10 protein-coding genes are annotated in these 9,124 nt (G+C 64.2%); 1 reads left to right on the top strand and 9 read right to left on the bottom strand.

Annotation, left to right across the window (positions count from 1 at the left end; all coding sequences use genetic code 11):
- Nucleotides 1–7: 7 nt before the first annotated feature.
- The 9 genes from cyoD to RT697_RS25915 all read right to left on the bottom strand — a co-directional run bounded on the left by cyoD (nucleotide 8) and on the right by RT697_RS25915 (nucleotide 7,790).
- Nucleotides 8–358 (bottom strand): cytochrome o ubiquinol oxidase subunit IV, encoded by a 351-nt coding sequence (cyoD, locus tag RT697_RS25955; protein ID WP_175124443.1) that lies wholly within the window; start codon nucleotides 356–358, stop codon nucleotides 8–10.
- Entirely contained in the window at nucleotides 358–972 is a 615-nt protein-coding gene (gene cyoC / locus RT697_RS25950; RefSeq protein WP_056326361.1) for a cytochrome o ubiquinol oxidase subunit III, read from the bottom strand. Before cyoC ends, cyoD begins: the two co-directional genes overlap by 1 nt.
- Before the next feature lie 3 nt (nucleotides 973–975).
- Entirely contained in the window at nucleotides 976–2,952 is a 1,977-nt protein-coding gene (gene cyoB / locus RT697_RS25945; protein WP_191576114.1) for a cytochrome o ubiquinol oxidase subunit I, read from the bottom strand.
- A gap of 2 nt (nucleotides 2,953–2,954) precedes the next feature.
- Nucleotides 2,955–3,863 carry a ubiquinol oxidase subunit II gene (gene cyoA / locus RT697_RS25940; RefSeq protein ID WP_312428049.1) on the bottom strand — a complete coding sequence of 303 codons (909 nt, stop codon included), beginning with the start codon at nucleotides 3,861–3,863 and terminating at the stop codon, nucleotides 2,955–2,957.
- 257 nt (nucleotides 3,864–4,120) lie between these two features.
- The gene (locus RT697_RS25935; RefSeq protein WP_056558235.1) at nucleotides 4,121–4,672 is read right to left on the bottom strand and encodes a response regulator transcription factor; all 552 of its coding nucleotides are present in this window, start codon (nucleotides 4,670–4,672) and stop codon (nucleotides 4,121–4,123) included.
- A gap of 5 nt (nucleotides 4,673–4,677) precedes the next feature.
- Nucleotides 4,678–5,883 carry an ATP-binding protein gene (locus RT697_RS25930; RefSeq protein WP_312428051.1) on the bottom strand — a complete coding sequence of 402 codons (1,206 nt, stop codon included), beginning with the start codon at nucleotides 5,881–5,883 and terminating at the stop codon, nucleotides 4,678–4,680.
- 231 nt (nucleotides 5,884–6,114) lie between these two features.
- Nucleotides 6,115–6,603, bottom strand: a complete 489-nt coding sequence (locus RT697_RS25925; protein ID WP_313702519.1) for a copper chaperone PCu(A)C — start codon at nucleotides 6,601–6,603, stop codon at nucleotides 6,115–6,117.
- Between the two features lie 20 nt (nucleotides 6,604–6,623).
- Nucleotides 6,624–7,259, bottom strand: a complete 636-nt coding sequence (locus RT697_RS25920; RefSeq protein ID WP_313702518.1) for an SCO family protein — start codon at nucleotides 7,257–7,259, stop codon at nucleotides 6,624–6,626.
- Nucleotides 7,260–7,364: 105 nt separating this feature from the next.
- The gene (locus RT697_RS25915) at nucleotides 7,365–7,790 is read right to left on the bottom strand and encodes a DUF2946 family protein (protein ID WP_313702517.1); all 426 of its coding nucleotides are present in this window, start codon (nucleotides 7,788–7,790) and stop codon (nucleotides 7,365–7,367) included.
- Nucleotides 7,791–8,132: 342 nt separating this feature from the next.
- On the opposite strand from RT697_RS25915, the gene RT697_RS25910 reads away from it, so the two are divergent.
- The gene (locus RT697_RS25910) at nucleotides 8,133–8,810 is read left to right on the top strand and encodes a peptidoglycan DD-metalloendopeptidase family protein (protein WP_409517492.1); all 678 of its coding nucleotides are present in this window, start codon (nucleotides 8,133–8,135) and stop codon (nucleotides 8,808–8,810) included.
- The last annotated feature ends 314 nt before the right edge of the window (nucleotides 8,811–9,124 follow it).

Below are 9,124 nucleotides of genomic sequence, written 5' to 3'. Positions count from 1 at the left end.
GCCGTCATTACATGGCGTGGCCCATGTTGACGTTCATGTTGTACAGCACCCAGGCCGAACCACCGACGATGATGAAGATGATCAGCACGGTGAAGACAAACGTGGCCAGGTTGTCGCGGGACGACTTCGATGCGCCCATGTGCAGGAAGTACACCAGCTGAACCAGCAACTGGAGGATGCACAGTGCCACCACGCCAATGATCGTGGCGGTGTGGGACAGCGCGCCGTGCATCACCAGGCCGAACGAGCCGAAGGTGAGCAGCAGCGAGAGCACGAAACCGATGATGTAGGACTTCAGGCTGCCGTGGTCGGCGGCGTGATCGTCGTGGCCGTGTGCGGCCGCAGCGGAGTGCGACATCAGAGGGCTCCCAGAAGGTAGACAAAGGTGAAGACGCAGATCCAGACGATGTCCAGGAAGTGCCAGAACAGGCTCAGGCACGCCAGACGACGCTTGTTGATCGAGTCCAGGCCATGACGGCGGATCATGTCGAGCATGACGATGATCCAGATCAGGCCAAAGGTCACGTGCAGGCCGTGCGTACCGATCAGCGTGAAGAACGCGGACAGGTAGGCGCTGCGGCCCGGGCCGGCGCCGATGCTGATCAGGTGATGGAATTCATAGATTTCCATCGCGATGAAGCCCGCGCCGAACAGGAACGTGACCATCAACCAGCCCATGGCACGGCTCTTGTTGTTGGCGTGCACGTTCAGGTTGGCCATGCCGAAGGTGAAGCTGGACACCAGCAGCAACAGCGTTTCGACCAGGACGAAGTTCAGGTCGAACAGTTCCTTGCCGGACGGACCGCCCGCGGTGGCGTTGGACAACACCGCGAACGTGGCGAACAGCACCGAAAAGATCAGCAAGTCGCTCATCAGATAGACCCAGAAACCGAAAACGGTCTTGGATCCATCGTCGTGATGCGCGTGATCGTCGTGACCCGCGTGGGGGTGAGTGGCTACGGCTTGAATCATGGCTCAGGCGGCCTTCTGCATTTTGTCAAAGTGAGCGTTTTCGATGCGTTCGACTTCCGCGGCCGGGACCCAGTAGTCGACGTCGCGGTCATAGGCGCGAACGATGAACGAACCGATCATGCCCACGAGGCCGGCGATCGACAGCCACCAGATGTGCCAGATCAGCGCAAAGCACATGACCAGGCCAAAGGCGCCGATCCAGACGCCAGCGGCGGTGTTCTTCGGCATGTGGATGTCTTCGTACTTGGCGGGGCGTTTGTAGGCCTTGCCGCTCTGCTTGTCTTCCCAGAACTGGTCCAGCTCATCGACGTGAGGAACGTGGGCGAAGTTGTAGAAAGGCGCGGGCGACGAGATCGACCATTCCAGCGTGCGGCCATCCCACGGATCGCCGGTGACGTCCTGGTTCTGCTTGCGCTGACGCACGGAGACGAACACTTGCTGCAGCAGGAAGAAGATGCCCAGCATGATCAGCGCGGCGCCAGCCAGCGCGACCAGCAGGTAAGGCTGCCATTCGGGGTTGTCGTAGTGGTTCAGGCGACGCGTCATGCCCTTGAAGCCCAGAACGTACAGGGGCATGAAGGCCAGGAAGAAGCCGACGAACCAGCAGTAGAACGAGTAGCGGCCCAGACGTTCGTTCAGCGTGAAGCCGAACGCCTTCGGGAACCAATAGACCATGCCGGCGATGCAGCCGAACACCACGCCACCGATGATGGTGTTGTGGAAGTGGGCGATCAGGAACAGGCTGTTGTGCAGGATGAACGACACGCCGGGGATGGCCAGCATCACGCCGGTCATGCCGCCGATGACGAACACGATCATGAAGCCCAGCGTCCACAGCACCGGCGTCGTGATGCGCAGGCGGCCGCGGTAGATGGTGAACAGCCAGTTGAAGATCTTGGCCCCGGTCGGGATCGAGATGATCATTGTCGCTATGCCGAAGAAGGCATTGACGTTGGCCCCCGCTCCCATGGTGAAGAAGTGGTGCAGCCAGACCAGGAACGACAGCACGCCGATGGCGGCCGTGGCGTAGACCATGGACTTGTAGCCGAACAGGGTCTTGCGGGCGAACGTGGCAACGATTTCCGAGTACACGCCGAAGGCCGGCAGCACCAGGATGTAGACCTCGGGGTGACCCCAGATCCAGATCAGGTTCACGTACATCATGACGTTGCCGCCACCGTCGTTCGTGAAGAAGTGCGTGCCCAGGTAGCGGTCCATCGTCAGCAGCGCCAGGGTCGCGGCCAGCACGGGGAAGGCGGCGACGATCAGGACGTTGGTGACCAGCGAGGTCCAGGTGAAGATCGGCATCTTCATCAGGGTCATGCCAGGCGCACGCATGCGCAGGATGGTGACGATGAAGTTGATGCCGCTAAGCGTTGTGCCCAGCCCGGATATCTGCAGCGCCCAGAGGTAGTAATCCACCCCCACGCTTGGACTGTAGTCCAACCCCGACAACGGCGGATACGCGAGCCAGCCGGTCGCGGCGAATTCGCCCACGAACAGCGACAGCATCATCAGCACGACGCCGGCGGCGAACAGCCAGAAGCTCAGCGAGTTCAGGAACGGGTACGCCACGTCGCGGGCGCCGATCTGCAGCGGCACGACGATGTTCATCAGCCCGGTGATGAAGGGCATCGCCATGAAGAAAATCATGATGACGCCGTGGGCGGTGAAGATCTGGTCGTAGTGGTGCGGAGGCAGGAAGCCGGCCGAGTCCGCGGACGCGACGGCAAGCTGCGTGCGCATCATGATGGCGTCGGCAAAGCCGCGCAGCAGCATGATCAGGGCGACGATGATGTACATCACGCCGATGCGCTTGTGGTCGACGGTGGTAAGCCACTCCGTCCACAGGTACTGCCACTTCTTGAAATAGGTGATGGCGCCGAAGACCGCTAGGCCTCCCAGGCACACGGCGGCCAGCGTAACCATGACGATAGGGTCATGGTACGGAATGGCCTCGAGGGTAAGTTTCCCGAGCATTGTTAGTTGATTCCTGCGATCAGATTATTCGACGTGGAGGTGCACGTGGCGGAGTCCACGCCGGCCATCTTGGTCATCGTGCTGCCCAGAATGAAATCAAACATGGCGGGCGGCGCCGACGAATACTTCACGACCGGGTTGCGCTCGCTGCGCTTGGTCAGTTCCGCGTAGACCTCGGGGGTCAGGGCGGTGGGAGCAGCCTTCGCTTCCTTGACCCAGTTGTCGAACCCTTCCTGCGACATGGCATGGGCCTTGAAGCGCATGCCCGAGAAACCGCCGCCGCTGTAGTTGGCCGAAATGCCGGCGTAGGTGCCGATTTCGCGCGCGTTCAGGTGCAGCTTGGTCTCCATGCCGGCCATCGAGTAGATCTGGCTGCCGAGCTGGGGAATGAAGAACGAGTTCATGACCGATGCCGACGTGATCCGGAAGTTGACCGGAACGTCCACGGGGAACGCGATCTCGTTGACCGTGGCGATGTCGTACTCGGGGTAGATGAAGAGCCACTTCCAATCCAGCGAAACCACCTCGATGGTCACCGGCTTGTGTTCGGACACGAGCGGCTTGTAGGGATCCAGCGCGTGCGTGGAGCGCCAGGTGATCACGGCAAGAATCGCCACGATGATACAAGGGACGGTCCAGACGACGGCTTCGATTGCCGTGGAGTGGGCCCACTTGGGCTGGTAGTCAGCTTTGGTGTTGGAAGCGCGGTACTTCCAGGCAAACGCCACGATCATGATGAGGACCGGGATCACGACGATGAGCATGAGCCCGGTCGCCGTCAGCAGCAACGTCTTTTCCTGGATGCCGATATCTCCCTTGGGGGAGAGGATTTCCATGTTGCAGCCGCCAAGCAGCATGACCGCGCCGACGCCAAATATGCGCGTAAGGGTCGCAAGGAGGGGGTGTTTCACGTACAGCCTTGGATGGAAGGTGGGAAATGCTGCAAAGCAGCAGACTGGAATGCTGCTAGGCAGCAACGTCCATCCTATCGGTTTGATCTGGGTCAAGCCTGCGACGAAAGGTCGCATTGCCTGGGAGAAATCCGGCCTAATGGCGGCGGATTCAGGGTTTTCCTAGGGGAGCGGAAGCCCCGAGGGGAGGGAGGGGGTGCGACGATATGTCGCACCTGCACACGGGGGTGTTGTAAAGATGTGTCGCCCCGCACAACTCATTCCGGGAGGACCTCACGTTCCGGCCCCGGTTTTTTGGCCAGCTTGCGTTGAAGCGAGCGCCGGTGCATGCCCAGGAGACGCGCCGCGGCTGAAACGTTGCCGCCGGTCTCGTGCAGAGCCTGGTGAATGTGCTCCCATTCTAGGCGGTGCAACGGCGTCATGGTCGTTTCGATCGTAACTGTTTCTGGCTTCACCAGACCCAGCGTGCGCAGGATCATCGGCGCCGTGGCGGGCTTGGGCAGGTAATCGTCGGCGCCGCGCTTGATGGCTTCCACGGCGGTGGCCACGCTGGCGTAGCCGGTGACCAGCAGGATGCGCATGTCTTCCCGCAGCGCGCGTAGCGGGCGGATCAAGGTCAGGCCGGAGTCTTCGCCCAGGCGCAGGTCGACCAGGGCGAAAGCCGGACGGATTTCCTCGGCGACGCGCAGCGCCTCGGCGATGCCGGTGGCGGTTCGGGTTTCGAGGCCGCGGCGCGACAGGCTGCGCTGCAGGGTGCGCACGTAGAGTTCGTCGTCGTCGATCAGCAGGCCAAGATCGTTTGCATTCATCACATTCAGGTCCCGGGGTTGCCGAGAGGCAAATAAAAGCGGATGCGGGTGCCGCCGCCTTCGGCCGCGGTCATGGTCATTTCGCCGCCCATCTGTTCCACGGTGGCGTGCGACAGGGCCAGGCCGACGCCCAGTCCTCCCGGCTTGCCGCTGTTGAACAGGCTGGTCGCTGGCAGCACGGCATGGTCGGGATCGAAACCCCGCCCGTAGTCCCGGACTTCGCCGCGCAGGGCGCCATAACCGTATTCCAGATGCAGGTCCACGCGGGGCGCGTCGGCGGATTCGCCCGCATCCGCGGCGTTGTTCAGCAGTGCCTGCAAGAGGTGGGCGATGGCCGGATCGACGCGCAGGCTGGTGGGCAGCGTGCCCGAGCGTTGCAGGTCGATGGTCGGGCGGATCAGACGCCATTGCCCCACGACGCGAACCAGATCCACGGCGGTTGGGACCGCCAGATTCCGAATGCGTTCCCGGCAGAGGGCCAGGAGCTGGCTGAGGGTGGTGACGTCTTCCCGCAGGTCTTCGTCGTCCTGGACCTCCGCGGCAATCTCGTCGGTCAGCAGCGTCATGGTGGCCAGCGGCGTGTTCAGCTCGTGCGCCATCGCCGCGGCGTGGGTGGCCAGCGCGACGATGCCCTCGTTGCGGGTGAAGCGTTCGCGCAGGCGGGCCAGCTCGCGCTCGCGGGCGCGCATGTCGGCGGCCAGGCGGGTCGAGAACACCAGCACCACGACGACCGAAATCAGGAAGTTGGCGCCCAGGCCCCACAACAGCAGGGTGTGCGGATCGACGTCGCCGCGCAGGGGCTGGCCGAAGATGGCGGCGGCGCCATAGCCCAGCACGCCGGCCAGCGCCGCGGCGAGCGCCCAGTTGCGCGGCAGCGCCAGCGCGGCCAGCGCGGTCAGGATCAGGAACATCGTCCCGAACGGGTTGCTGATGCCTCCGCTCCAGCCCACCATCCAGGCCAGCACCGCCATGTCGATGAACAGGTGGCCAAAGGCGGTGGCGTGGGAGAGGTCGCGCGGATGGCGCAGGCGCAGGCTGGCGTAGACGTTGAAGCCGATCAGCAGACCGACGCCCAGCCATAGCGGTTCCAGCGGCAGATCCAGGCCCAGCACGCTGCTGGCGACGAGGACGGTGGCGGCCTGGCCCGCGATGGCGAGCCAGCGCAGGCTGCAGAGGGTACGCAGGAAGGAAAAGGCGGAACTACCGGGCATATCCAGATACAGAGGCGCCGGCCAGCCTGCCGGCAGTTACGAACGCCCGGCTGCGCGGAACGCTGGCATCCGGAGCGCGGCGGCGGTGGCCGGCTGCTGCCCGGGCCTTAAGGCGCGGGATTCGGATGTGCAGGCATTGTATGGTGAATCGGGGCACGGCGCTGTTGCGGCGGCGGGTTATGTGTCCCCGATATGGGGGCAGACACGCGGCACGCGTCTGCCCGCCACCGGTCAGTGCCCGTGGCCGCCGGCCGGCGCGGCCGTGGCGTTCAGCGGCCGGGCCACCGCGTCGATCGGCACGCGCCGCTGCTGGCGGGCCGCGTCTTCCACGATCAGCGTCAGCGCGACGTGATCGCCCGGCACGATCTGCTTGGCCAGGTCGATCAGCATGACGTGGTAGCCGCCGGGCTTGAGTTCCACTGCCTGGCCGGCGGGCAGATCAACGCCGGCGACTTGGCGCATCTTCATGACGTTGTCCTGCATCGCCATCTCGTGAACTTCCACGTGCTTGGCCGCCTGCGATTCCACGCCGACCAGCCGGCCGGCTTCCTTGGACGTGATCTGCATGAACACGCCGGTGGCGTGTTGGTTGGGCACGGTCGCGCGCACCCAGGCGTCCTGCACGGACAGGCCGGCGTCCTGCGCCAGCGCGGAGTGGCTGAATCCTGCCAGCGCCAGGGCAAAGACGGCGGCCAGGGGTTTGATCGAGAGCTTTTTCATGAGGGTTTCCTTTACGGGATTCAAAGCACTTTGCGCAGGTCTTGCGCGCATTCCTGCGCGCTCTGCTGATGGCGCAGCGCCACGCGCAGCTTGCCTTCGGCGTCGATGAGGTAGGTCAGCGCGGTGTGGTCCATGGTGTAGGACGAGCCGGTCGGGACCTTCTGGTAGAACACCTTGAACGCCTGGGCGGCGGCGCGGGTCTGTTCCGCCGTGCCGCGCAGACCGACGAAGCCGGGATCGAAGGCCTCGGTGTAAGCACGCAGGATTTCGGGCGTGTCGCGTTCGGGGTCCACAGTGATGAAAAGGACGCGCAGCTTTTCGGCATCCTTGCCCAGCAGCGTCTTGATCTCGACGGCGCGGGTCAGCGCCGTCGGGCAGATGTCCGGGCATTGGGTGAAGCCGAAGAACAGCATGACCGGATGCCCGCGGTAGTCGGCCAGGCTGCGGGTCTTGCCGTCGGTGTCTTGCAACCGGAAGTCGCCGGTGGTCATGCCGGACAGGTCCATGCCGTGCAGCGGCGGGGCGTCGGGACCGCAGCCCGCCAGCGGCAGCAGGGCCAGCGTCGACAGCAACAGGCGCCGGCGCGGGTCGGGAGCGCCCGACGTCGGGGCGGCGCGCGTCACGCCGGCGGGCGTGCGCGAAAAAAGGGAATTCATTGAGACCTCTGGGTTGACGAGTCGGCCGCGCGGTCTGGCCGTGCGGCAAGTGCCGTCCGCAGCGCCTTACTAATTAGTAAGGGGTGGGGACGATCCTGGACGAAGTCAGGCCAGCGGCGGCGGGGCGCGTGAACCCAGCGGCGGACCGTGGGCGGGCTGCGCGGGCGGGGCGCGGTGCGGGAGAGGGAAGGAAGGATGTCCGGCTGCCGTCAGCAACAGCGGCGTCATGGCCGGCGCCGTGGCGGGCGTGACGTGGACAAGCAGGCCGAAGGGACATTGCGCGCCGGTGTTGGCGCTGTCGTGCGGGGCCTTGCCGCCATCGGCGGACGGCAGCGCCACGCTGAACGACGACAGGTTGCCCGCGGCCGAGCAGAAGGTGACTTCGAGCCGGCCATCATGCAGCGCGCGGGTGTCCGGCATGTAGCCGGCGGGGACTAGCGCCCGCAGCGCCAATGCCAGAATCGCCAGCCAAAGCACGGCCTCGGCGCGCAGGGCGCGCAGCGTGCACAGGAGGCGGGTCGACGAAGGCATGCAGGCATTCTATGCCAAGCGTTCCCAATTTCTTGGTACCCTTGAACGCACTTCTTTCCGACACGTGACCCCGTGCCCCAGGTTTCAGCGCTTTCCTTGTCCGTTTCGAACGTGTCCGTTTCGACCTTGTCCGTTTCGAACTCATCCCGTTCGGCCGCGTCCCGTTCGAACTCATCCCGTTCGATAGCGTCCGATCGCACCTTGCCCGTTTCGACTTTCTCCGTTGCCTCGACTTTGTCCGTTTCCACTCGGCCCGCCGGACGGGGACTCGTCGGGCTTGAACGCGCCGGACCGCATTTCCGTCTATGTGTCCGTCTATATGCCCGCTTATGGCTGGGCGCGATGATGGCGGCGCTTCTGGTGCTGCTGACCGCCTGCGGAACGACCAAGGTCCAACCGGGCTATTACCGGGTCCAGTCGGGCGACACGCTTTATCAGATTGCGCGCAAGGAAGGCACGACCGTCAGCAATCTGGTCCGGTGGAACAATCTGTCGAACTCAAATTCGATCGAAGTCGGCCAAGTCCTGCGAGTCGACCCGCCGGCCGGCCAAGCGCGCACCTCGCCGCCCAGCAAGGCCAGCACCAAAGCCAAACCCAAGCCCGCCCCGCGCGCCACCGCGTCATCCGGCAAGCGGCGCACCGCGCCACCGGGCGCGATCTCTCTGGTCTGGCCCGCGCAGGGCAAGGTCACGCGCGGCTACGACGGTTCCCATTCAAACGGCATCGTCATCAGCAATTCCGCCGGCACCCCCGTCGTGTCCGCCGCGCCCGGCACGGTGGCTTACTCCGGCAGCGGCCTGCGCGGCTACGGGCATCTGGTCATCGTCAAGCACAACGCCAGTTTCCTCAGCATCTACGCGCACAACAGCAAGCTCTTGGTCAAGGAAGGCCAGCGCGTGTCGCAGGGCCAGAAGATCGCCGAGATGGGCAACAGCGACAGCAAGCAGGTCGGGCTGTATTTCGAACTGCGCTACGACGGCCAGGCGGTCGACCCGGCGGGCTCGCTGCCACCGAAGTAGCAGACGGCAGCTTTGCGCCAGGTAAAACAGTCCCCAGCTTGCGGCAGGTGTCTGACACCCTGGCGAGATGATCGTCAACTTGCGGCAGCATCTCAGAGGGTGTCAGACACCGAGTTCTGGTTTGCGGCAGATAAAACAGTCTCCGGCTTGCGGCAGGTGTCTGACACCCTGGCGAGACGATCGTCAACTTGCGGCAGCGTCTCAGAGGGTGTCAGACACCGAGTTCTTTCAACGGTGTCAGACACCGAGTTCTTTCAACGGTGTCAGACACCGAGTTCTTTCAACGGTGTCAGACACCGAGTTCTTTCAACGGT

The organism is Achromobacter sp. (assembly GCF_032113835.1).
In the GTDB taxonomy this organism is placed as follows: Bacteria; Pseudomonadota; Gammaproteobacteria; order Burkholderiales; family Burkholderiaceae_B; genus Achromobacter.
Note: the sequence above shows the minus strand (reverse complement) of the source record. Positions and strands in the feature narration are given on the sequence as shown.